Source organism: Paracoccus jiaweipingae, assembly GCF_044335505.1.
Lineage (GTDB): Bacteria > Pseudomonadota > Alphaproteobacteria > Rhodobacterales > Rhodobacteraceae > Paracoccus.
In genome coordinates this window covers 72,427-94,681 of the sequence record NZ_JBISBS010000001.1, presented here as the reverse complement: position 1 = coordinate 94,681, position 22,255 = coordinate 72,427, and the positions used below count along the sequence as shown (strand labels likewise).

General features: G+C 63.7%; 25 protein-coding genes and 1 tRNA gene. 12 read left to right on the top strand and 14 right to left on the bottom strand.

Going from position 1 to position 22,255, the window contains the following annotated elements:
- Positions 1–118: 118 nt before the first annotated feature.
- The 3 genes from ACFXP9_RS00565 to infC form a co-directional block, all read right to left on the bottom strand.
- A complete protein-coding gene (locus ACFXP9_RS00565) occupies positions 119–1,195 on the bottom strand; it encodes a HesA/MoeB/ThiF family protein (protein WP_397207659.1) in 1,077 nt (358 codons plus the stop codon).
- A complete protein-coding gene (dut, locus tag ACFXP9_RS00560; RefSeq protein WP_397207657.1) occupies positions 1,195–1,653 on the bottom strand; it encodes a dUTP diphosphatase in 459 nt (152 codons plus the stop codon). The genes ACFXP9_RS00565 and dut overlap by 1 nt, the downstream gene beginning before the upstream one ends.
- Before the next feature lie 132 nt (positions 1,654–1,785).
- The gene (infC, locus tag ACFXP9_RS00555) at positions 1,786–2,238 is read right to left on the bottom strand and encodes a translation initiation factor IF-3 (protein ID WP_459253782.1); all 453 of its coding nucleotides are present in this window, start codon (positions 2,236–2,238) and stop codon (positions 1,786–1,788) included.
- Positions 2,239–2,491: 253 nt separating this feature from the next.
- Between infC and ACFXP9_RS00550 the strand changes: the two genes are divergently transcribed.
- From ACFXP9_RS00550 to ACFXP9_RS00525, 6 genes are all read left to right on the top strand, one after another.
- Positions 2,492–3,184: a hypothetical protein gene (locus ACFXP9_RS00550; RefSeq protein WP_397207655.1), complete on the top strand. Its 693-nt coding sequence runs from the start codon at positions 2,492–2,494 to the stop codon at positions 3,182–3,184.
- Positions 3,181–4,047, top strand: coding sequence for a glycosyltransferase family protein (locus tag ACFXP9_RS00545; protein ID WP_397207654.1), 867 nt, complete (start codon positions 3,181–3,183; stop codon positions 4,045–4,047). Before ACFXP9_RS00550 ends, ACFXP9_RS00545 begins: the two co-directional genes overlap by 4 nt.
- A 147-nt stretch (positions 4,048–4,194) precedes the next feature.
- A complete protein-coding gene (gene fabA, locus ACFXP9_RS00540; RefSeq protein ID WP_397207652.1) occupies positions 4,195–4,704 on the top strand; it encodes a bifunctional 3-hydroxydecanoyl-ACP dehydratase/trans-2-decenoyl-ACP isomerase in 510 nt (169 codons plus the stop codon).
- Positions 4,705–4,722: 18 nt separating this feature from the next.
- Entirely contained in the window at positions 4,723–5,952 is a 1,230-nt protein-coding gene (gene fabB / locus ACFXP9_RS00535; RefSeq protein WP_397207650.1) for a beta-ketoacyl-ACP synthase I, read from the top strand.
- A gap of 19 nt (positions 5,953–5,971) precedes the next feature.
- On the top strand, positions 5,972–6,760 hold the full coding sequence (locus ACFXP9_RS00530) for an enoyl-ACP reductase FabI (RefSeq protein WP_397207648.1): 789 nt from the start codon (positions 5,972–5,974) through the stop codon (positions 6,758–6,760).
- Between the two features lie 56 nt (positions 6,761–6,816).
- Entirely contained in the window at positions 6,817–7,656 is an 840-nt protein-coding gene (locus ACFXP9_RS00525; RefSeq protein WP_397207646.1) for an alpha/beta fold hydrolase, read from the top strand.
- 32 nt (positions 7,657–7,688) lie between these two features.
- Here ACFXP9_RS00525 and thyX read toward each other — a convergent pair whose 3' ends face one another.
- A complete protein-coding gene (thyX, locus tag ACFXP9_RS00520) occupies positions 7,689–8,603 on the bottom strand; it encodes an FAD-dependent thymidylate synthase (RefSeq protein WP_397207644.1) in 915 nt (304 codons plus the stop codon).
- Between the two features lie 143 nt (positions 8,604–8,746).
- Between thyX and ACFXP9_RS00515 the strand changes: the two genes are divergently transcribed.
- Positions 8,747–9,175: a VOC family protein gene (locus ACFXP9_RS00515; RefSeq protein WP_397207642.1), complete on the top strand. Its 429-nt coding sequence runs from the start codon at positions 8,747–8,749 to the stop codon at positions 9,173–9,175.
- Between the two features lie 62 nt (positions 9,176–9,237).
- Here ACFXP9_RS00515 and ACFXP9_RS00510 read toward each other — a convergent pair whose 3' ends face one another.
- Positions 9,238–9,738, bottom strand: a complete 501-nt coding sequence (locus ACFXP9_RS00510) for a MarR family winged helix-turn-helix transcriptional regulator (RefSeq protein ID WP_397207640.1) — start codon at positions 9,736–9,738, stop codon at positions 9,238–9,240.
- An 87-nt stretch (positions 9,739–9,825) separates the two neighbouring features.
- Complete coding sequence (locus ACFXP9_RS00505; RefSeq protein ID WP_397207638.1) at positions 9,826–10,119, bottom strand: FAD assembly factor SdhE; 294 nt, start codon at positions 10,117–10,119, stop codon at positions 9,826–9,828.
- Between the two features lie 75 nt (positions 10,120–10,194).
- On the opposite strand from ACFXP9_RS00505, the gene ACFXP9_RS00500 reads away from it, so the two are divergent.
- The gene (locus tag ACFXP9_RS00500) at positions 10,195–11,397 is read left to right on the top strand and encodes a pyridoxal phosphate-dependent aminotransferase (protein ID WP_397207636.1); all 1,203 of its coding nucleotides are present in this window, start codon (positions 10,195–10,197) and stop codon (positions 11,395–11,397) included.
- A 55-nt stretch (positions 11,398–11,452) separates the two neighbouring features.
- Positions 11,453–11,839 carry a host attachment family protein gene (locus ACFXP9_RS00495; protein ID WP_397207634.1) on the top strand — a complete coding sequence of 129 codons (387 nt, stop codon included), beginning with the start codon at positions 11,453–11,455 and terminating at the stop codon, positions 11,837–11,839.
- Positions 11,840–11,894: 55 nt separating this feature from the next.
- Here ACFXP9_RS00495 and ACFXP9_RS00490 read toward each other — a convergent pair whose 3' ends face one another.
- Positions 11,895–12,677: a 3-hydroxybutyrate dehydrogenase gene (locus tag ACFXP9_RS00490; RefSeq protein WP_397207633.1), complete on the bottom strand. Its 783-nt coding sequence runs from the start codon at positions 12,675–12,677 to the stop codon at positions 11,895–11,897.
- Positions 12,678–12,952: 275 nt separating this feature from the next.
- On the opposite strand from ACFXP9_RS00490, the gene ACFXP9_RS00485 reads away from it, so the two are divergent.
- Genes ACFXP9_RS00485 through ACFXP9_RS00475 form a run of 3 tightly spaced genes read left to right on the top strand, consistent with a single transcriptional unit; the run spans position 12,953 to position 15,313 of the window.
- Entirely contained in the window at positions 12,953–14,815 is a 1,863-nt protein-coding gene (locus ACFXP9_RS00485; protein ID WP_397207631.1) for an extracellular solute-binding protein, read from the top strand.
- 17 nt (positions 14,816–14,832) lie between these two features.
- The gene (locus ACFXP9_RS00480; protein ID WP_397207629.1) at positions 14,833–14,961 is read left to right on the top strand and encodes a hypothetical protein; all 129 of its coding nucleotides are present in this window, start codon (positions 14,833–14,835) and stop codon (positions 14,959–14,961) included.
- 13 nt (positions 14,962–14,974) lie between these two features.
- The gene (locus ACFXP9_RS00475; protein ID WP_397207627.1) at positions 14,975–15,313 is read left to right on the top strand and encodes a hypothetical protein; all 339 of its coding nucleotides are present in this window, start codon (positions 14,975–14,977) and stop codon (positions 15,311–15,313) included.
- 247 nt (positions 15,314–15,560) lie between these two features.
- Here the strand turns inward: ACFXP9_RS00475 and phoB are convergent, their stop codons facing one another.
- The 7 genes from phoB to ACFXP9_RS00440 all read right to left on the bottom strand — a co-directional run bounded on the left by phoB (position 15,561) and on the right by ACFXP9_RS00440 (position 22,219).
- Positions 15,561–16,250, bottom strand: coding sequence for a phosphate regulon transcriptional regulator PhoB (phoB, locus tag ACFXP9_RS00470; protein ID WP_397207625.1), 690 nt, complete (start codon positions 16,248–16,250; stop codon positions 15,561–15,563).
- A gap of 3 nt (positions 16,251–16,253) precedes the next feature.
- Positions 16,254–16,979, bottom strand: a complete 726-nt coding sequence (gene phoU, locus ACFXP9_RS00465; RefSeq protein WP_397207623.1) for a phosphate signaling complex protein PhoU — start codon at positions 16,977–16,979, stop codon at positions 16,254–16,256.
- 20 nt (positions 16,980–16,999) lie between these two features.
- Positions 17,000–17,797 carry a phosphate ABC transporter ATP-binding protein PstB gene (gene pstB / locus ACFXP9_RS00460; protein WP_397207621.1) on the bottom strand — a complete coding sequence of 266 codons (798 nt, stop codon included), beginning with the start codon at positions 17,795–17,797 and terminating at the stop codon, positions 17,000–17,002.
- Between the two features lie 21 nt (positions 17,798–17,818).
- Positions 17,819–19,177: a phosphate ABC transporter permease PstA gene (pstA, locus tag ACFXP9_RS00455; RefSeq protein WP_397207619.1), complete on the bottom strand. Its 1,359-nt coding sequence runs from the start codon at positions 19,175–19,177 to the stop codon at positions 17,819–17,821.
- Positions 19,174–20,634: a phosphate ABC transporter permease subunit PstC gene (gene pstC, locus ACFXP9_RS00450; protein ID WP_397207617.1), complete on the bottom strand. Its 1,461-nt coding sequence runs from the start codon at positions 20,632–20,634 to the stop codon at positions 19,174–19,176. The genes pstA and pstC overlap by 4 nt, the downstream gene beginning before the upstream one ends.
- A 73-nt stretch (positions 20,635–20,707) precedes the next feature.
- Entirely contained in the window at positions 20,708–21,736 is a 1,029-nt protein-coding gene (locus ACFXP9_RS00445) for a substrate-binding domain-containing protein (protein WP_397207615.1), read from the bottom strand.
- Positions 21,737–22,142: 406 nt separating this feature from the next.
- Positions 22,143–22,219 (bottom strand) — tRNA-Met (locus ACFXP9_RS00440).
- Positions 22,220–22,255: the final 36 nt, after the last annotated feature.

Sequence of the window (22,255 nt, the reverse complement as noted above, 5' to 3'; positions counted from 1 at the left end):
CTGATCTCCTTGTTGGGTGTGGCGGGCGGTTTCAACCCGCGTCCAGTCAACAAAGCGTCAACACCCGGCTTTCGTTCCCGAAAATCTGTGCCCCCTTTCCAGCCGCCCTGCCAGCCGGTCAGGTCGCCGTTCCGCAAACGGCACAATCGGCACGGCGCGACAGGCGCATCACCCGCGCATCGGCATAAAGCCCGTCATAGATCATCATCCGGCCACGCAGATCCTGCCCCGCGCCGGTCAACAGCTTGACGGCCTCAAGCGCCATCATCGCGCCAATCACACCGGGCAGCGCGCCAATCACCCCGGCCTCGGCACAGCTGGGGGTGCTGCCGGGGGCGGGGGCCTGCGGGAACAGGCAGGACAGGCAGGGCGCACCGCGCGCGGGGTCATAGACCGTGATCTGCCCTTCCCATTGCGCAATCGCCCCGGCCAGCAGCGGCACCCCCGCCGCCACGCAGGCAGCGTTGATCGCCTGACGCCCGGCAAAACTGTCGGTGCCGTCGATGACAAGATCGAAGCCGCGCAGAAAATCGGCGTCCTGCGCGGTAATGCGGCGGGGCAGCGGCGTGACCTGAATCTGCGGGTTCAGGGCGCGCAGACGATCAGCCCCGGCCTGTGCCTTGGGCTGGCCCTCTTGCCCGGTGGCGAACAGGATCTGGCGTTGCAGGTTCGACAGGCTGACCGTGTCGTCATCGGCCAGCGTCAGGCGCCCCACCCCCGCCGCCGCCAGATACAACGACACGGGCGAGCCAAGCCCCCCGGCCCCGACCACCAGCACCCGCGCCCGGCGCAGCGCGCGCTGGCCGGGACCACCCAGTTCACGCAGCATGATGTGGCGGGCATAGCGGTCCAGCTCGGCATCAGACAGCGGCGCCTCGGGGTCGAAAGCGGCGGGCGCGGGCGCGGCAAGCGGGGCCGCGTCGGCAACCGGCTGTGGCACCGCGCGGGCGCGGGCCAGCCTCACCAGCCAGCGATAGGCCAGCGCCAGTGCCAGTACCCCGCCGCCCACCAGCCAGCCCTGAACCGAACCACCCAGCCAACGACCCAGACCGCTGGCCGGGGCGAGCCCCACCAGCGCCAGAACCGCGCCCCACAGCGCCAGCATCGCCAGCCCACGCAAGCGCGGGGCGACCCCCAGCGCGGCACCGCCGAACCAGACCAGCGCCAGCGCGGCCAGAACCACGACCACCGCCATCACGCCCGCCCGGTCGAACCGAAGCCGCCCGCGCCCCGCGCCGTTTCCGGCAGGCTGTCGGCCAGCGTGAACCGCGCCTGCACGACCGGGGCGACAACCATCTGCGCGATCCGTTCGCCATGCGCGATGGTGACCGGCACATCGCCATGATTGATCAGGATCACCCCCACCGGCCCGCGATAGTCGCAGTCGATGGTCCCCGGCGCATTCACCAGCGTCACCCCGTCGCGCAGCGCCAGCCCGCTGCGAGGGCGGATCTGGACCTCGAAATCCGGGCTGATCGCCATGCGCAGGCCGGTCGGCACCAGCGCGCGCTGACCCGGCGCCAGCACCAGCGGACCATTGGGCAATTGCGCGCGAATATCGGCCCCGGCGGCGCCATCGGTGGCATATTCGGGCAGCGGCACCGAGGGGTCGGCCCAGTCCTCGCGCTGAAGGGTGATGGCAACAAAGCTCATGCGGACCTCGTGGGGTTGGGGCTGGGGGTTGGGTCTGTCGGACCTGTTTGAAAACCGAAACGGGCCGCGCAGCGGCGGCCCGTCATCGCGCAACCACAGGGTCGCGCATACCGTGTCGCACAACCGGTCGGGTCAGCGCGGGGCGATCATCATCACCATCTGCCGGCCTTCCAGCTTGGGCATACTTTCGACCTTGCCAGCCTCGCCCACATCGTCCTTGACGCGATTCAGCAGTTCCAGCCCCAGATCCTGGTGCGCCATTTCGCGACCCCGGAAGCGCAGCGTCACCTTGACCTTGTCGCCCGCGTCCAGAAACTTCATCACGTTGCGCATCTTCACATCGTAATCATGGGTGTCGGTTCCCGGACGGAACTTGACCTCTTTGATGTCGATGGTTTTCTGCTTTTTCCGGGCCTCGGCCTCGCGCTTTTGCTGTTCGTATTTGAACTTGCCAAGGTCCATGATCTTGCAGACCGGCGGCGTGGCGTTTGGCGAAATCTCGACCAGGTCCAGTCCCGCCTCGATCGCCATTTCAAGGCCCCTTGCGGGGGTCACGACACCGACATTTTCGCCATCGGCGCCAATCAGGCGGATTTCTGCAACACGGATACGTTCATTGACGCGCGGGCCGGTGTCACGGGTGGGCGGCGCGTTGTGGGGTCTGCGAGCTATGGCTGCGTTCCTTTTATAACCAGTTCATCAATGGCAGGCAAAATACGCGCCAATTCGTCGATTTTCAACCGGATTTGCAGGCCCGAACGGCGTGCAACGGGTTTTCGGGGCGCGGGGGCTGTGCCATAACCCGGTCCTGAAAACGGCAAAAGGGGGTGATCGCGCAATGAACCGTTTGGCGACAGCTCTGGTGGTGCTGGCTGTGCTGGCGGGCGGCATCTGGTGGGTGACGGGCGGCGATCTGGCCGCGCTGCGCGGGGTCACCCGTGACCGCGTCGAATCGTCCGGGGGGCCGACGGACGCGCCCCTGACCCCGCAACCCGATGCGCCTGCGACGGCGCCACAGCCCGACCCCGCTGACACCGCCACCGCTGACAGGGGCGCCCCGGCGCCTGACCCGGCAATCGCCGCCGATCGCGCCGCCGAGGCCGCCAGCGATGACGCCGCGCGGGCCGAGGCCGCCGCCGACGCCGCCATCCGCGCCGCCGATGCTGCCGTGGCCGCCGCCGAAGAGGCCGCCCAAGCCCCCCTGCCCCCGGTCGCCCTGCCCGAGGCAGGCCCGGACGCGGCGCTGCCACCCGCTACCACCGCCCCGCCAGCCCCGCCGCATGACAGCCCGCCCCTGCCCGCCGAAACCACCGTGCCAGCGCCGGACGCGGCGGGCGAGCACAGCCCGGCCCGCGACGACCCCGCGCTGACCCCGGATGGTTTCAACCCCGACCGCGTCAAGGCGCTGATCGCGCAATCCACGCTGTCCGATGCGCAAAAGGCGACCCTGACCTCGCTGACCGACAGCGCCGCGGGCAACCCCGCGCTTCGCCGCGCCGCGCTGGAGCAGATCAGGGCCAGCCTGCCATGAGCTTTCCACATCTTTACGACTGGCTGCACAGCCGCCCCGATACGCTGAAGCGCGGGCCGCTGGCCGTCATCCTGTTCGAGGACGAGGCCGAGACCACCTCGACCCTGACCCACCATATCGAAACCGGCTTTCGGCATATTCTGGCGCTGTCGCCGCAACCGCTGGCGCTGACCGAAACGCAGGCCCGCCACGTCACCAACCTGCATTATGACGCCCGCCAGCCCAGCGCCCATGTCGGCGCCATCAACGCCATCAACGATGCCGCGCCGGTCGGGACGTGGCTGTATTACGGCTTCAATGCCGAATATCTGTTCTTCCCCTTCTCGGAGACGCGTCGCATCGGGGAAATGCTGGCCTTCCACACCGAGGAACGCCGCGCCGCGATGCTGAGCTATGTCATCGACCTTTACACCGCCGATCTGGACCGGCATCCCGACGCCGTCAGCCTTGCCGACGCCATGTTCGACCGCAGCGGCTATTACGCGCTGGCGCGGACCGACCGCAACGGCCAGATCATGGAACGGCAGCTGGACTTTTTCGGCGGGCTGCGCTGGCGGTTCGAGGAATACCTGCCCGCCGACCGACGCCGCATCGACCGCATCGCCCTGTTCCGCACCGCCAAGGGCCTGCGCATCACCCCCGACCATCGCTTTAACATCGAGGAATACAATACTTATTCCTGCCCCTGGCATCACAACCTGACTGCGGCGGTTGCGTCGTTCCGGGTGGCCAAGGCGCTGGCGCGCAACCCCGGTTCGCGCGACGACATCCGGGGCTTTCGCTGGCGCAATTCGCACCCGTTCCGCTGGAACGCGCATCAGCTGATGGAACTGGGCCTGATGGAGCCGGGTCAGTGGTTCTGAGCCGCCGCGCGGCGGCCCGCGCAGGCCGCCCGGACCCGTGCAAACCCTTGCGCGGCGGCCAAGCCGGGTGCTAGACGCAGGGTCAACATTCACGAAATCCGGCGCAACCCGCCCGACAGCGACAGACAGGCCAAGCCAATGACAGCCATGACCAAGACCTATTTCGACAAAGACGACCTTATCGCCTGCGCGAATGGCGAGCTGTTCGGCCATGGCAATGCGCAACTGCCGCTGCCGCCGATGCTGATGATGGACCGGATCACCGATGTCTCGGCCGATGGCGGCAGCCATGGCAAGGGCCATATCAATGCCGAATTCGACATCAATCCCGACCTGTGGTTCTTTCACTGCCATTTTCCCGGCAACCCGGTGATGCCCGGCTGTCTGGGGCTGGACGGGTTGTGGCAGCTGACCGGCTTTAACCTTGGCTGGCGCGGCTGGCACGGTCAGGGTTTCGCGCTGGGTGTGGGAGAGGTCAAGCTGACCGGCATGGTCCGCCCCGACGCCAGACTGGTGCGCTATTTCGTCGACTTTACCCGTGTCATCGACCGCAAGCTGAAAATGGGCGTGGCTGATGGCCGCGTGGAATGCGATGGTGAAGTCATCTATTACGTCAAGGACATGAAGGTCGGGCTGGCGCAAGCCAGCGGGCTTTGACCGCGAAAGGGGGCCAGAATGCGCCGCGTCGTCATCACCGGGCTGGGGATCGTCTCGCCCATCGGCAATAACGCCACCGAGGTCACCGCCAGCCTGCGCGCAGGCAAATCGGGCATCGTCTTTGCCCCCGAATATGCCGAACGCGGGTTTCGCAGCCAGATCCACGGGATGCCGCAGATCGTGCTTGAGGATCACATCGACAAGCGCGACCTGCGATTCATGGGGCCGGGCGCGGCCTATAACTTTATCGCCATGCAGCAGGCGATCACCGATTCCGGGCTTGCGGACAGCGATGTCTCGAACCCGCGCACCGGCCTGATCGTCGGCTCGGGCGGGCCGTCGACCTCGAATTTTTTCAATGCGCACCAGATCGTTATCGAAAAGGGCAGCCCCAAACGCATGGGGCCGTTCATGGTGACGCGCTGTATGTCGTCGACCAACAGCGCCTGCCTTGCGACGCCGTTCCGCATCAAGGGTGTGAACTATTCCATCACCAGCGCCTGTTCGACCAGCGCCCATTGCATCGGCAACGGGGTCGAGCAAATCCAGATGGGCAAGCAGGATGTCGTCTTTGCCGGCGGCGGCGAGGAACTGGACTGGACCCTGTCCTGCCTGTTCGACGCGATGGGGGCGATGTCGTCGAAATATAACGACGCGCCGGAAACGGCCAGCCGCCCGTTCGATGCGACCCGCGACGGTTTTGTCATCGCCGGCGGCGGCGGTGTCGTCGTTCTGGAAGAGCTGGGGCACGCGCTGGCCCGCGGGGCCAAAATCTATGCCGAGGTGACGGGCTATGGCGCGACCAGCGACGGTCACGACATGGTTGCCCCCTCGGGCGAGGGGGGCGAACGCTCGATGAAGCTGGCGCTGGACACGCTGCCCGAGGGCCGCAAGATCACCTATGTCAACGCGCATGGCACCTCGACCCCGGCGGGCGACGTGACCGAGGTCCGGGCCCTGCGCCGGGTCTTTGGCGAGGGCAATGTGCCGCTGACCGCCTCGACCAAGTCGCTGACGGGGCACAGTCTGGGCGCGACCGGCGTGCATGAGGCGATTTATTCCCTTCTGATGATGGAAAACGGCTTTATCGCGGCATCGGCCAATGTCACCGAACTGGACCCCGAGATCCGGCCCGAGGAAATTGCCACCACCCGCGTGGATAACGTCGATTTCGATTCGATCCTTTCCAACAGTTTCGGTTTCGGGGGCACGAATGCAACCCTCGTCATGTCGAAATACCGCGATTGATTTAAGATAGGGTAAACGAATGGGCGATTTGCTGGCGGGTAAGCGCGGTCTGGTGATGGGGGTCGCGAATGACCGCAGCATTGCATGGGGCATTGCAAAAGCCTGCGCCGATCAGGGCGCGGAACTGGCCTTTACTTATCAGGGCGAGGCCTTTGGCAAGCGGGTCGAGCCGCTGGCGCAAAGCGTCGGTTCCGACTTGCTGCTGGATGTCGATGTCACCGACGATGCCAGCCTTGACGCGGCGTTTGCGGCGCTGGCCGATCGCTGGGGCAAGCTGGATTTTCTGGTTCACGCCATCGCCTATTCCGACAAAGCGGAACTGACCGGCCGCTTTGTCGATACCAGCCGCGCCAATTTCAAGCACAGCCTTGAAATCAGTTGCTATTCCCTGATCGAGGTCGCCCGCCGTGCGCATCCGCTGATGACCGATGGCGGGTCGATCGTTACCCTGACCTATGCCGGGTCGAACCGCGTCACACCGTTTTACAACGTCATGGGCGTGGCCAAAGCGGCGCTGGAATCGACCACGCGGTATCTGGCCAATGACCTTGGGCCGGACGGCATTCGGGTCAATGCCATCAGCCCCGGCCCGATGAAAACGCTGGCTGGCGCGGCCATTGGCGGCGCGCGCAAGACCTTCCGCCATACCGAGGCCAACGCCCCCCTGCGCCACAATGCCACGCTGGAAAGCATCGGCGGCACGGCTGTGTGGCTGTGCAGCGACTGGGGGGCCTGCACCACCGGCGAGGTGGTGATGGTCGATTCCGGCTATCACGTTCTGGGGATGCCCCAAAGCGAGAATCTGTAAGCGGGGGCCAGCCCCCGCACCCCCGGGATATTTGCACCAAAGTGAGGGAGGGCGCGATGTCCGTTCAGCATTTCACCGCCGCGGATGGCGCGCAGATTGCCTTTGACGATTTCACCGTCGGTCATGGCGGGCCGGTCATTTTGTGCCTGTCAGGGCTGACCCGCGACATGCATGATTTCGACTATCTGATCCGGCATCTGCATGATGTGCGGGTGATCCGCATGGATTACCGCGGGCGCGGCAAGTCGGACTGGACCGGCGCCGCGACCTATACCGTCCCGCAAGAGGCGGGGGATACGCTGGCGCTGCTGGACCATCTGGGGGTGGACCGCGCCGCCATTATCGGCAGTTCGCGTGGCGGGCTGATCGCGATGTATCTGGCTGCTGTGGCCAAGGACCGGCTGACCGGCATCTGCCTGAACGATGTCGGGCCGCAATTGCGGGTCGAGGGGCTGCGCAACATCATGGCCTATGTCGGTGTGCCGCCCACGGCCGAAACGCTGGCCGATGTCGCTGATCGCCTGCCGCTGAACCTGACCGGGTTTGCCAATGTGCCGCAAAGCCGGTGGGCGGACGAGGCCGTGCGTCATTACCGGCAGGGCGCGGGCCGGGTCGAGCTGACCTATGACCCCGCCCTGCGCGACAGTTTTCTGGACGCGATGAAGGACCCCGGCGCCACGGCATGGCCGCTGTTTGATGCCTGCGCGGGCCTGCCCATGGCGCTGATCCATGGTGCGGGGTCTGACCTGTTGGGCGATGATGCGGTGGCGGAGATGCGCACGCGGCGGCCCGATATGATCTATGCGCTGGTGCCGGATCGCGGGCATATCCCGTTTCTGGACGAGGCCGAAAGCCTTGCCGCCATTCGCGACTGGATCGCGCGATTGCCGCAATAAGGCCGGGCGGGGGAAACCCCACCCTTGCCGTTTCAGCCCCAGATATCCTGAAATTCGCGCCATTCGCGCGCGCTCATCCCGCAGTTTTCCCTGGTCAGGACCTCGCCGGCCAGACGGCGTTTCAGCGCCGCAACGCCCTGTGCCGACAGGCTGACCGCGTCCATGCGATAATCGCGGAACGCCGCCCAGGCAAAGGGCACCCAGTCCTGAACCACGCGGCACATCACATCGGCATAAGCGCGGATTTCATATTGCGCATGGGCATCGGCACGCAGGCGCAGGAAATGGAACAGGTTGTGCAGATCGACCTTCCAATACCACTGGGTATAGACATTGGCCGGCAGGTTCATCCGCGCCAGTTCCCGCGCCAGCCCCTGCTTGCCGGAACCCTCGTCCGGGGTCAGCATATCCTCGTAATGGTCATAGGCACGCATGGCGTCATCGCGCAGGATGTCCAGCACCCGCGCGGCCTCGTCGCCTTGCAGAACCTCGCCGCGGCCCTGATTGTTGACGCTGGACTGCGCGGCCAGATGCTGGGGGTCGGGGATATAGAATTCGCGGTCAAGGATCGAATAACGCGCTGAATATTCGTTCACATTCGCGGTGCGGTGGCGGATCCACTGGCGGGCGACAAAGACCGGCAGCTTGACGTGGAACTTGACCTCGCACATCTCGAACGGGGTCGAATGCCAGTGCCGCATCAGATAGCGGATCAGCCCTTCATCATTGCTGACCGCCTTGGTGCCACGGCCATAGCTGACCCGCGCGGCCTGACAAATGGCGGCATCATCGCCCATATAGTCGATCACCCGTACCAGACCGTGATCCAGCACCGGATGCGCCAGATACAGGTGCTTTTCCATCCCCTCCGACGTGGCGCGCAGGGTCGGGCGCGGATGGGCGCGCAATTCGTCGATTTCGGCCTGCTGCTCGGGCGTCAGGGGCATGGTGATTCCTTTCGGCAAATTCAGACCCCGTTTTGCCCTCAAAGCCCCCCGCCATGCAACCGGCGCAGACCGCCATGGGCCGGGGTTTGCCAAGGGTGCTGCGATCTGACAATCTTGGCCCGCAACCGCGCCGGAGGGAAAAGATGAACATCCGCTATCTGCACACCATGGTCCGGGTGAAAGATCTGGACAGCACCATGCGCTTTTTCGGCCTTCTGGGATTGGTCGAAACCCGCCGGATCGAGAACGAGAAAGGCCGCTTTACACTGGTGTTCATGGCCCCCAGCGACCAGCCGGAATGCCCGGTCGAGCTGACCTTCAACTGGGATGGCGACGAGGGGCTGCCATCGGACAGCCGCCATTTCGGACATCTGGCCTATGAGGTCGCGGATATTTACGCCATGTGCCAGCACCTGATGGATCACGGCGTGACCATCAACCGCCCCCCGCGTGACGGACGCATGGCCTTTGTGCGCAGCCCCGACAATATCAGCGTCGAGCTGTTGCAGGCCGGCGACCCCCTGCCCCCGGCCGAACCCTGGGTCAGCATGGACAATACCGGCCACTGGTAAGCCCCCCCTTTGCGAACCGTGCCACCGGCCCCTGCCGGGTGGTGCGGAACGCCGTCAAGCGGTCAATAGATATAGCGGATCTGTTCCATCCAGAACCGTTCCAGCCGCCGCGTCTGCTGGTTGACCAGATCAAGGGGCGGATCATCCATGACCCCCGATGCCCCCAGCCCGTCGGCATGGCGCATGAACATTGCCAGCACCTGATCGCGCACCTCTTCGCCCGATGCGGTCAGCCGCACGCGCACGGCGCGGCGGTCGCCGGGGTCGCGTTCGTGGTGGACATAGCCCATCGCCACCAGCTTTTTCAGGTTATAGCTGACATTGCTGCCCTGATACATGCCGCGTGATCGCAATTCGCCTGCCGATACCTCGGCCTCGCCAAGGTGATACAGGATCAGCGCCTGAACCGGGGTCAGGTCGGTTTTGCCAAGCCGTTCGAATTCATCCTTGATCAGGTCATGCAGCAGCTTGTTCATCCGGCCAAGCAGATGAATCGCCTCAAGATAATCGTGCAGCCTTTGGGGCGCCGCTTCAGACCGGGATACAGGGGCCAGCATGGTCATGGTCAGTCCGTCTTGTTTCGCCTGACACCATCATGGCGCAAAATTACCAAGACCCGGTTAACGCGGCCCGCTTTTTTCGAAAAAATTTTATCGGTTCGCCGGGGCCAGCCGCGCGGCGGCGAAATCGGCGATCGGGTCCAGCATCGGCGCCAGCGCGGCGGGACCACGGTCATCGCGCCCCGACACCCGCGCGGTCAGCCACAGATACAGGTCCTGATCATTTTCCGACAGGATGGTTTCATAAATATCCAGATCCGCGTCCGACAGATCAGCCAGCGGGCCATCGGACCACGGCCCAAGGATCAGGTCCATTTCCTTCATCCCCCGCCGCCAGCTGCGCATCCGCAGGCGTTTCAACCGGGTTTCGCGATCTTCGGTCATGTCCTTGTCCCCGCTTGCCATTCCCAGAACTGCGCGCAAACATAGGTGCTTACCGCCCCAAAGAACAGGCCCGCCATGAGCTTCCTTTCCGACGCGCTGAACCGCATCAACCCCTCGCCCACGGTGGCGATCACCGGGCGCGCGCGCGAACTGGCGGCACAGGGGCGCGACATTATCACGCTGTCGGCGGGCGAGCCTGATTTCGACACGCCCGACCATATCTGTCAGGCGGCCAAGACGGCGATTGACGCGGGCCATACCCGTTACACCGCCGTTGACGGCATTCCACAGCTGAAAGCCGCCATTGCCGCCAAATTCGCGCGCGACAACGGGCTGGATTACGACCCCGCGCAGGTCACCATCGGCACCGGCGGCAAGCAGGTGCTGTTCAACGCGCTGCTGGCCACCGTCAATCCGGGGGACGAGGTGATCATTCCCGCGCCTTACTGGGTCAGCTATCCCGATATCGTGCGGCTGGCCGGGGGCACGCCGGTCATCGTTGCGGCCACGCTGGATCAGGGCTTTCGCATCACCCCCGACCAGTTGCGCGCCGCGATAACGCCGCGCACGAAATGGGTAATCCTGAATTCGCCGTCGAACCCATCCGGTGCCGGCTATGACGAGGCCAGCCTGCGGGCGCTGACCGATGTGCTGATGGATCATCCCCATGTCTGGGTGCTGGCCGATGATATCTACGAACATATCACTTTTGACGGGTTCCGCTTTGTCACCCCCGCCCAGGTCGAGCCGCGCCTGAAGGACCGCACCCTGACCATGAACGGGGTCAGCAAGGCTTATGCGATGACCGGCTGGCGCATCGGTTATGCCGCCGGGCCGGAGATGCTGATCCGGGCGATGGCCAAGCTGCAATCGCAATCGACCTCGAACCCGTGCAGCATCAGCCAATATGCCGCGCTGGCCGCGCTAGAGGGGCCGCAGGACTATATCACCGCCAGCCGCGCCGCGTTTCAGCGCCGCCGCGATCTGGTGGTGGCGGGGCTGAACGACTGTGCGGGGCTAAGCTGTCCGACACCACAAGGGGCGTTTTATGTCTATCCCTCGATCGCGGGGCTGATCGGCAAGAGCGCACCGGATGGCCGCACAATTACCGATGACGCGGCTTTCGCGACCGCGCTGCTGGACCAGACCGGGGTTGCGGTGGTGTTTGGCGCGGCCTTTGGCCTGTCGCCGCATTTCCGCGTCAGCTATGCCGCCGCGGACGAGGTTCTGGTTCAGGCCATCGCCCGCATCCGCGATTTCTGCGCCGCCTGCCGCTGACGGAACCCGGCCACGCGGCAGGCGTTGGGACAGCGTCACAAGCAAGAGGTTTGCCATGCTGTCCCATAACGCCCTTGTCGTCGTCGCTGACGGCCACCACGCCTTGTTGTTCCGCAACGCCGCGAAACAAGGTCTTGAGTTGCGGCAGGATGGCAAGCTGACGCCGCAGAACCTGCAAGACCAGTCGTCCGGCAACCGCCCCGAGGAAACATCGCCCCGGGACGAGGACGAACTGACCTTTGCCAAACAGATCTCGGCACATCTGAACCAGCTGGTCCTGCAACATAAGGCCGATCAGGTGGTGGTCATTGCCGACCCGTCCACGCTGGGGCAGATGCGCAAGGATTACCACAAGATGCTGGAACAGGCGCTGGTTAAGGAAATCGCCAAGACGCTGACCAATGCCAGCATTGTCGATATCGAGGCCGCGATTCAGGGCTGATCACCAGCCGCAATATCAGGATGCAAGGGGGCCGGACCGGCCCCCTTTTTTGTGATCACAACGCGGTCCAGCCGCCATCGACCGAAATCGTCGTGCCGGTGATCTGGCTGGCGGCCTTGCTGCACAGGAACACTGCGGTGCCGCCGATCTCTTCGACCGTGGCGAATTCTTTCGAGGGCTGGCGGGCCAGCAGCACATTGCGCACTACATCCTCGCGCGACATGTTGTATTCTTTCATCGTGTCGGGGATCTGCGCCTCGACCAGAGGGGTCAGGACATAGCCGGGGCAAATCGCGTTACAGGTGATCGGCTGTTCGGCGGTTTCCAGCGCGGTGACCTTGGTCAGCCCGACCACCCCGTGCTTGGCCGCGACATAGGCCGATTTGAACGGGCTGGCGGTCAGCCCATGCGCCGATGCCACGTTGATCACCCGGCCCCAGCCCGCCTTGCGCATCAGCGGCAGCGCGGCGGCGGTGGTGTGAAAGGCCGATGACAGGTTGATCGCGATGATGGCATTCCACTTGTCCACCGCAAATTCGTCAATCGGCGCGACATGCTGGATACCGGCATTGTTCACCAGAATATCGCAGGCCCCTGCCTGTTCGACCAGCGCCCGACAGTCGTCAGCCTTCGACATATCGGCGGCGATATAGCGCACATCGACCCCAAGTTCCGCCGCCAGTTCGCGCGCCAGATCGTGGTCCTGATCGCGGTCGGTAAAAGAATTCAGCACCAGATCGGCCCCGGCGCGGCCCAGTTCGCGTGCCACCCCCAGCCCGATTCCCGAATTCGAGCCGGTCACCACCGCTGTTTTGCCCTGAAGAAACTTGTCGAACATGCCGCCCTCCTGCGGATTATCTGTGCCGCGCCCGCCGCCGGACCGGCCTTGCAGGCGCAGCATAGGCGGGGCTTGCGACAAAAAAAAGCGCCCGCACAAGGCGGGCGCAAGTCATGAGGCAGGTTTCATACAGGCAAGAAACCTATCGAGCAGTGCAGCTTTTATACGCTTTTCGGAACGGCCCGCAAAGGCAAAAGTTTGCACAGGTCCAGCCGCACCGCTAAGGTTGCGAAAACAGCGGCGGCAAAGGTCGCGAAACAAAAGGGCCGGGCAGTATGCGAATCTTCAGATTCATTAACGATTCCGCGATTGGACGACGATTTTTCGTGAGATTCGCCGCCGCCGCGACTGTTGCAGCAATGCCGCTGACAACCCTTGCCGAACCCATGCAAGGCCTTGCGATGGTTGGGGAACCTGCCCTGCAACCGGGCTTTACCCACCTGCCCTATGTCAACCCGAACGCCCCAAAGGGCGGACAGATTCGATTCGGTGAACCCGGCAGTTTCGATTCGATGAACGCCTGGATCATCAAGGGCAACCCGGTGTTTTTCGGCATTCTGGACGGTCAGGTGACGGAATCGCTGATGTATCGCAGCATTGACGAACCCTTCACCCTGTATGGGCTGCTGGCCGAAAGCATCGAAACCGATGACGACCGCACCTGGGTGGAATTCACCCTGCGCCCCGAGGCGCGGTTTTCCGATGGCAGCCCCGTCACCATTGAGGACGTGATGTGGTCCTATCAGACGCTGGGGACGCAGGGGCATCCGCGTTACCGTTCCGCATGGGACAAGGTCGCCAAAATGGAACAGACCGGTCCCAACAAGCTGCGCCTGACCTTTTCCGAACCCGACCGCGAACTGGCGCTGCTGATGGGGATGCGCCCGATCCTGCAAAAGGCGCAATGGCAGGGAAAGGATTTCAGTGCATCGGGCCTGATGGCGCCGATCGGGTCAGGGCCTTATGTCATCGACAAGGTCGATCCGGGCCGGGCCATTACGCTGCGCCGCAACCCCGACTATTGGGGGCGCGATCTGGCCATCAATCAGGGCCGCAACAATGTCGACACCATCCGGTATGACTATTTCGGGGATAATTCCGCGATGTTTCAGGCCTTCAAGGCCGGTGACCTGAATGTCTGGCGCGAACTGAACAGCGTGAAATGGCAGACCGAATTCGACTTTCCCGCCGCGCAGCAGGGCAAGGTGGTGAAATCGGATATTCCGCATCAGCGCCCCTCGGGGATCATGGGGCTGGTGATGAACACCCGCAACCCGATCTTTGCCGACTGGCGGGTGCGTCAGGCCATGATCGAGGCGTTCAATTTCCAGTTCATCAGCAAGACCCTGACCGGCGGCAATGACCCGCGTATCACCAGCTATTTCGCCAACTCGGATCTGGCGATGCGCCCCGGCCCGGCCGAGGGGACGGTGCGCGACCTGCTGGAACCCTTTGCGGGTGACCTGCTGCCCGGCACGATGGAGGGCTATACCTTCCCCCAGGGCAGCGACACCGCGCTGGACCGCAAGGCCATGCGCCGGGCGCTGAAACTGTTGGCCGAGGCCGGCTGGACAGTGCAGGACGGCATGTTGAAGAACAAGGACGGCCAGCCCTTCACCTTCGAGATTCTGCTGAACCAGTCCGGCAGCGCCATGCGCACCGCGTCCGAGACCCAGCAGATCGTGAACATCTATGTCGAAAGCCTGCGCAATCTGGGTGTCCAGCCGCGCGTCACCCTGCTGGATTCGGCGCAATATGTTGAACGCAAAAACAATTACCAGTTCGACATGACATGGTATGAACGCGGTTTGTCGCTGTCGCCGGGCAATGAACAGCGCCTGTATTGGGGCCATCAGGGCGTCACCCAGCCCGGCACGCTGAACTGGATGGGCATGAACAGCCCCGCCGCCGAGGCGATGATCGACAAGATGGTCAACGCCCGCAGCCCTGAGAATTTCAACGCCGCCACCCGCGCGCTGGACCGGGTGCTGACGGCGGGGCGCTATGTCATCCCGGTCTCGTTCTCGCCGGTGTCGCATCTGGCCCATGCGGCCAGCCTGAAATACCCCGACACCGTGCCGGTTTATGGTGACTGGCCGGGCTTTCTGCCCGAGGTCTGGTGGTCGGACGCGAAGTGAAAAAAGAGGAGGCAAAGATGAACCTGAAGGCCGCAATCGCCGTTATCCTGTGCGCTGCGACACTGGCGGGCTGTAACACGGTGGCCGGTATGGGGCGCGACATTACCGGGGCGGCGGAATCATTCGGCGCCGGATCTGGCTACTGAAAGGGCAGCGCGCATGAAATGGCATCACGTTCAGGAAAACTGGCCCGCCTTCTATGAGGCGATTCAGGACAAATGGGAGGACGCAGACGAGGACCGCCTTGACGAGATCGACGGCGATTCCAAAGCCTTTGTCGCCTATATTGCTGAACTGACCGACCAGGACCCGCGCGAGGCCAGCGAGGAAATCACCGAATGGCTGGCGGGCGAGATCCCGTCAGACGTGGTCATGGACCCGATCCATGACAATCAGTCCATCCGCAATTCGTCGAAATACATCCCCGAGGGCGAGGATGAATATGACGATGATTCGCGTTTTGGCGATGATGACGAATACCCCGACGACGGCGACTGACCACGCGCGCCCGGCACCCCCCGACAGGCCGGTGCCTGACTGAAAGCCCCCGCGCGGGGGCTTTTTGCCTTTTTGCGGGACGTTGCGGGGACCCGTCATGACATGGATGGTCATGGCGGGTTGTGGCCGGACAGGTCACGGCCCCTGCCGCTGACAGACCTTGCCGAACTGTGCCCAAAGGCCCCCGCCAAGGCCGGATCAGCGCGCAGCGCCGCCTGACCGCGGGCGCCCCAAACCCGCGCGGCACTTACCCCAGCGCATAGCCCGTGCCACGCACGGTGCGCACCGGGTTGTCGCCGCCATTGACCATCAGCGCCTTGCGCAGGCGCCCGACATGAACGTCGATGGTGCGGGTATCGACATAGATGTCGCGCCCCCAGACCCGGTCCAGCAGTTGTTCCCGCGTCCAGACCCGCCCCGGCTTTTCCATCAGCGTGGACAGCAGGCGAAATTCGGTCGGTCCAAGGTGCAGCGGCTGGCCGGCGCGGAACACGCGATGTTCGGCGGCGTCCAGAATGATGTCGTCAAAGGACAGCCGTTCCCCCATGGTGGAAGGCCGGGTGCGGCGCAACTGGGTGCGCAGGCGGGCCATCAGTTCGACCACGGAATAGGGTTTGACGACGTAATCGTCCGCGCCGGTTTCCAGCCCGCGCACGCGGTCGGTTTCATCGCCGCGCGCCGACAGCATGATCACCGGAATGCCGCGGGTCTGGGGGTCGGCCTTGATGCGGCGGCAGACCTCGATCCCGCTGACATTGGGCAGCATCCAGTCCAGCACCACCAGATCGGGGCTTTCCTCTTGCACCAGCAGCAGGGCCTCGTCGCCGTTTTCGGCCATGACCACGCCAAAGCCCTCGGCCTCGAGGTTGTATTTCAGAACCTCGCGCTGCGCGCCCTCGTCCTCGACCACCAGCACACAGGGTTGCTGCTGCGGCATGGCTCAGCCCTCCCCGGCCTCGGGGACATGGGCGCGGCTGACGCTGTCATTCTTGGGCCGCGCCTCGTCGGGCATTTCGCCGGTCACCAGATAGATCACCTGTTCCGCAATGCCGGTCGCGTGGTCGCCCATGCGTTCGATGTTCTTGGCGATGAAATGCAGATGCATACAGGCGGTGATGTTGCGCGGATCTTCCATCATATAGGTCAGGAATTCGCGGAACAGCGCGTTATACATCTGGTCCACCTCCAGATCGCGCGCGCGCACATCGGCGGCCAGTTCGGCATCGCGGTGGATATAGCTGTCCAGCGCGTCCTTCAGCATCTTTTCCACCGCCGCCGCCATGCGCCGCAGCGCCATGCCCGACCCGTCGATCTGGGGCAGATGGGTCAGCACATGACTGCGCTTGGCGATGTTCTTGGCGTAATCGCCCACCCGTTCCAGCGAGGCGCCGATCTTGATCACCGTCAGCACCAGCCGCAGGTCCGTCGCGGTGGGCGAGCGCAGCGCGATCAGGCGCGCAGCCTCTTCGTTGATCTGCTGTTCCAGCGCGTCGATGGTCTTGTCGCGGCGGCGGACATCCTCGGCCAGTTCCTCGTCGCGCCGTTCCAGCGCCACCGAGGCGTCGACGATGGCGCCCTCGACGATGCCGCCCATCTTGACGACCAGCGCCTGAACGGTCTCAAGGTCGCGGTCAAAGGCCGAGGCAATATGTTTGTCGCGGTTCATCACCCTGATACCCCCCTTGGTCAGCCGATCCGGCCGGAAATATAGCTTTCCGTGCGCGGGTCCTGCGGATTGGTGAAAATCTGGTCGGTTTCGCCATATTCCACCAGGTTGCCAAGGTGGAAAAAGGCGGTTTTCTGGCTGACGCGCGCGGCCTGTTGCATCGAATGGGTGACGATGACGACGCTGAACGTCTCGCGCAGTTCGTCGATCAGTTCCTCGACCTGCGCGGTGGCGATGGGGTCCAGCGCCGAACAGGGTTCGTCCATCAACAACACCTCGGGCTGGGTGGCCACGGCGCGGGCGATGCACAGACGCTGTTGCTGACCGCCCGACAGGCCGGTGCCGGTTTCGGCAAGCCGGTCCTTGACCTCGTCCCACAGGGCGGCGCCGCGCAGGGCCTTTTCGACCACCTCGTCGGTTTCGGCCTTGTTGCGCACCAGTCCGTGAATACGCGGCCCATAGGCCACATTGTCATAGATCGACTTGGGAAACGGGTTGGGTTTCTGAAACACCATCCCCACCTTGGCGCGCAACTGCACCGGGTCGACGCGGCGGTCATAGATGTCTTCGCCGTCCAGCCGGATCTGGCCTTCGACACGGGCCACGTCGATGGTGTCGTTCATCCGGTTCAGACAGCGCAGAAAGGTCGATTTGCCACAGCCCGACGGACCGATAAAGGCGGTCACGGCCTTGTCCTGAATATCGACATTCACATCCTTGATGGCGTGTTTGTCGCCGTAATAGACCTGCACGTCGCGCGCCGAGATCTTGATTTCGTCCTGATCCACGCTTCTCTCCAAGATACGCATGTCGTTCATTATTCTGTCCTCCGGTGGCGATTACCAGCGGCGCTCGAAGCGGCGGCGCAGGAAGATGGCCAGCAGGTTCATGCACAAAAGCAAGACCAGCAGCACGATAATGGCCCCGGATGCGCGTTCGACAAAGGCCGGATCGGCGCGCTGGGTCCAGTTATAGATCTGGACCGGCAGGGCGCTGGCCGGGTCGAACAGGCCCTCGGGCGGGGCGGCGGGGAATTCGCGCACAAAGGCCACCATCCCGATCAGCAGCAGCGGCGCGGTTTCCCCCAGCGCCTGCGCCAGCCCGATAATGGTGCCGGTCAGGATGCCGGGCATCGCCAGCGGCAGGACGTGGTGAAACACCGACTGCATCCTGGACGCCCCCACCCCAAGCGCCGCATCGCGGATACTGGGGGGTACGGCCTTCAGCGCCGCGCGGGTCGAGATGATGATCGTCGGCAGGGTCATCAGCGTCAGCACCAGCCCCCCCACGATTGGCGCCGATTGCGGCAGGCCGGCAAAGTTGATGAAAGCGGCCAGCCCCAGAATACCGAACACGATGGACGGCACCGCCGCCAGGTTCGAGATATTGACCTCGATAATATCGGTCCATTTGTTCTTGGGGGCAAATTCCTCAAGATAGATGCTGGCCGCCACACCGATGGGCAGGGCCAGACACAGCACCACCGCCATCATGTACACTGACCCCAGAATGGCGATGCCGATGCCCGCGGCCTCGGGGCGGCTGTCCGAGGCATCGGGATTGGTGATGAAATCCCGGTTAAAGCGGGTTTCCAGCAGGCCCTTGTCCTTCAGCGCATCCGCCAGCGCCAGCTGAAACGGCGAGGTATTGCTGTCCAGTTTCGCGCTGCCCATCGTGACCCGGCCCTTGTAATAGCCGTCAACGCGGCCATTGGTCAGCACGGTGGCCTCGATCGTCTGGCCCACCAGTTCGGGGTTGGCCAGCACACGGTTGCGCAACTGGGCCGAGGCCTCTTTCGAGATCATGTCCTTGACGTCCTTTTTGGACAGTTCAGGGATCTGGATGTCATGGGCCGCGATGGCGGCGTTCAGCGATTTGTCCAGCAGCGCGCCATAGGTCAGCGTCAGGACTTTCTTCATTTCCTGCGGGTCGCGGTTGCCCTTGGGGTCCAGCTTTTGCGCCTCGAGCGTGACCGGCAGGGTCAGATAGGTCTGGCGAAACGCGCCGGAACCGTCGCGGATAATGGTGAACAACAGCACCAGCAACATCAGGATGGCAAGCGCGATGGCCCCGATGCCATAGGCTTTGAAACGGGCCTCGGCGGCATTGCGGCGCCGGGTGCGCGCATCGGGCACCATCAGCGATTTGTGCTTGCCATCAGGGGCCAGCGCGTTGGCGGGAAAAGACGCGTCGGTCATTCGTACTGCTCCCGGTATTTGCGCACGATATACAGCGCAAGGATATTCAGACACAGGGTAATGACGAACAGCGTCAGCCCCAGCGCAAAGGCCACCAGCGTTTCAGGCGCGGCGAAATCGGTGTCGCCGGTCAGCTGCGCCACGATGCGGGTGGTAATGGTGGTCATGGCCTGAAACGGGTTCAGCCCCATCTGCGCGGCGGCCCCGGCCCCCAGAACCACGATCATGGTTTCCCCGATGGCGCGGCTGGCCGCCAGCAGCACCGCCCCGACAATACCGGGCAGCGCGGCGGGCAGCACGACATTGCGCACCGTTTCGGAATGGGTGGACCCCAGCCCAAGCGAGCCATCGCGCAGGCTTTGCGGCACGGCGTTGATAATGTCATCGGACAGCGACGACACGAAGGGGATCAGCATGATCCCCATCACCAGCCCCGCCGTCATTACCGACGACCCGCTGTCCCCCAGCCCCATCGGACGCGCGAAATAATCGCGCAGCATCGGGCCGACGGTGATCAGCGCGAACAGACCGTAAACGATGGTCGGAATGCCGGCCAGAACCTCGATCGCGGGTTTGGCGAAACCACGCACCCGGCGGCTGGCATATTCGGACATGTAAATCGCGGCGAACAACCCGATCGGCACCGCCACCAGCAGCGCGATCAGGCTGATATACATCGTCCCCCACAACAGCGGCAAAAGCCCCAGTTGCGAATTGCCGCGAAAGTTCGGGGACCACGTCGTGCCAAAGAAAAAGTCCTGCCACGGATATTGGTTAAAGAAATGCCCGGTCTCGAACAGCATCGACAACACGATGCCGGCGGTGGTGGCAATGGCGATGGTCGAACACAGGATCAACACGCCTTTGACGGTGGTTTCCACCACATTGCGGGCGCGGAATTCCGGCCGCCCGCGCATCAGCGCAAAGGCCATGCCGCCAATCGCCAGCAGCCCCGCCAGCACGGCCAGCCCACGGCTGCCCCAGGCGGTCAGGCGGCGGTATTCGCGCGCGGCGTTCATCACCGGTTCGCTGACGGCGCCGGTCAGGGCGACCCCGGCCCGCGCCAGACTGTCACGCACCTGCCCGTCGCCGGGAATGATGGTGTCGGCCTGTTCCTCGGTCAGGATGCCGCGCCGGATGGCAATGTTCAGACCATCGGCCACGCGGGTCACATCATGCATGACCAGACCGCGGGTCGAGCCTTCGGAAATCGCTTCGTCGGGAATATATTTGCTGACCGCGCCGTTGACGATCACCGGCTGCGCCAGCACCCAGATCACCATTACCAGCAGCGCGGGCAAGGCGGTAAACAACGCCACGTTCCAGCCGTAATAGACCGGACGGCTGTGCAGAAGGCGCGTGTCCCCCTGAACCTGCATCACCGCGCGGCGGCGGCCAATCACAAAGCCGATCGCGGCCAGCACCAGAACGGCCAGAACGATCCAATAGATGGGCATGGGGACCTGCCAGATCTTGAAACACAGGAAAGGCGGGGCGACCCAATGCCGCCCCGCCCCACAATCCGCGTGATCAGTTCATCACGGCTTCGCTGGAGACGGCTTCCTGGGTCGCGGCCAGTTCCGGGTCCGACACCAGGCCATAGGCCGCCAGCGGGCCGTCCGGGCCGGCCATTTCGTCGCTGACGAAGAATTCGGCATATTCCTTCAGGCCGGGGATGACGCCGATATGCTGTTTCTTGACATAGAAGAACAGCGGACGCGACACCGGGTATTCGCCCGACGAGATGGTCTCGGTCGAGGGCACGATGTCATTGATCGTCGCCACTTTCAGCTTGTCAGTATTGTTTTCATAGAAGGACAGACCGAACACGCCGATGCCGTTCTTGGCCGAACCGATGCGGGCCAGCGTCTCGGTATAGTCGCCGTCGATATCGACCGATTTGCCATCGGTGCGGATCTTCATGCACTGTTCTTCGGCCTTGTCTTCGTCGCCCATTTCCTTGGCAAAGACTTCCATCGCGCCGCTGTCTTCACAGCCTTTCAGGATGACTTTTTCCTCGAACACTTCACGGGTGCCGTGCTTGGTGCCGGGGATGAAGGCCAGAATGTCCTGATCGGGCAGATCCGCGTTCACGTCTTTCCAGTTGGCAACCGCGTTATCGACGATCTTGCCATCCTTGACGGTCTTTTCGGCCAGCGCGTTGAACCAGTCGGCGGGGGTGAATTTGAAATCATTGCCGTTGATGTCGCTGGCAAAGACGATCCCGTCATAGCCGATCTTGACCTCGATGATGTCGGTCACACCGGCGGCCTTGCAGGCCTCGATTTCCTTGTCCTTGATCTTGCGGCTGGCATTGGCGACGTCGATGGTGTTTTCGCCCACGCCTTCGCAGAATTTCTTCAGCCCGGCCGACGAGCCGCCACCTTCGACCACCGGGGTCGGAAAGTCGGTATTCTCGCCGAAGGCTTCGGCAACGATGGTGGCATAGGGCAGCACGGTCGACGAACCGGCGACCTGAAGCTGGTCACGGGCCGAGGCAACACCAGCCGAGGCCGCGATCACGGCAAGGGCGGAAACGGTAAACTGGACGGATTTCATCGGTATCTCCTGTCTGTTCAGCGGGAGGTTTCAAGCTGATGTGCGGGGGTCTAACGCCTGACTGCAACGCTTATGTGACGTGAATGTAACGTCTTTATGACAATCGCCCAAACAATCGCCCGGCCCCGCGCAAACCCGCCACCATGCGGGGCGAACGCCGAACAACCATCTGTTAAAAAATGATTTTTAAGACTGCCACATCCCGGCACCAGCCGCCCATCCGCCCCCCGGACATCCCCCAAATGCGGCCCTGATGCAGGCGGCCCCCGCAGCGGATGCCACAATCTGTGACAGATCCGGCAGGTGATTCCCCCACCCCGCCCGACGCAGATGACAACCGCACAAACCATCGCACGACGCCGACAGGGCCGTCATGTCAGGGAATCACGATTTTCAGGAAAACCAGTGGTAGCGGAGGAGGGACTTGAACCCCCGACACGCGGATTATGATTCCGCTGCTCTAACCAACTGAGCTACTCCGCCACTGGGTGCGGGGGATTTACGCGGCGCAGACCGGGG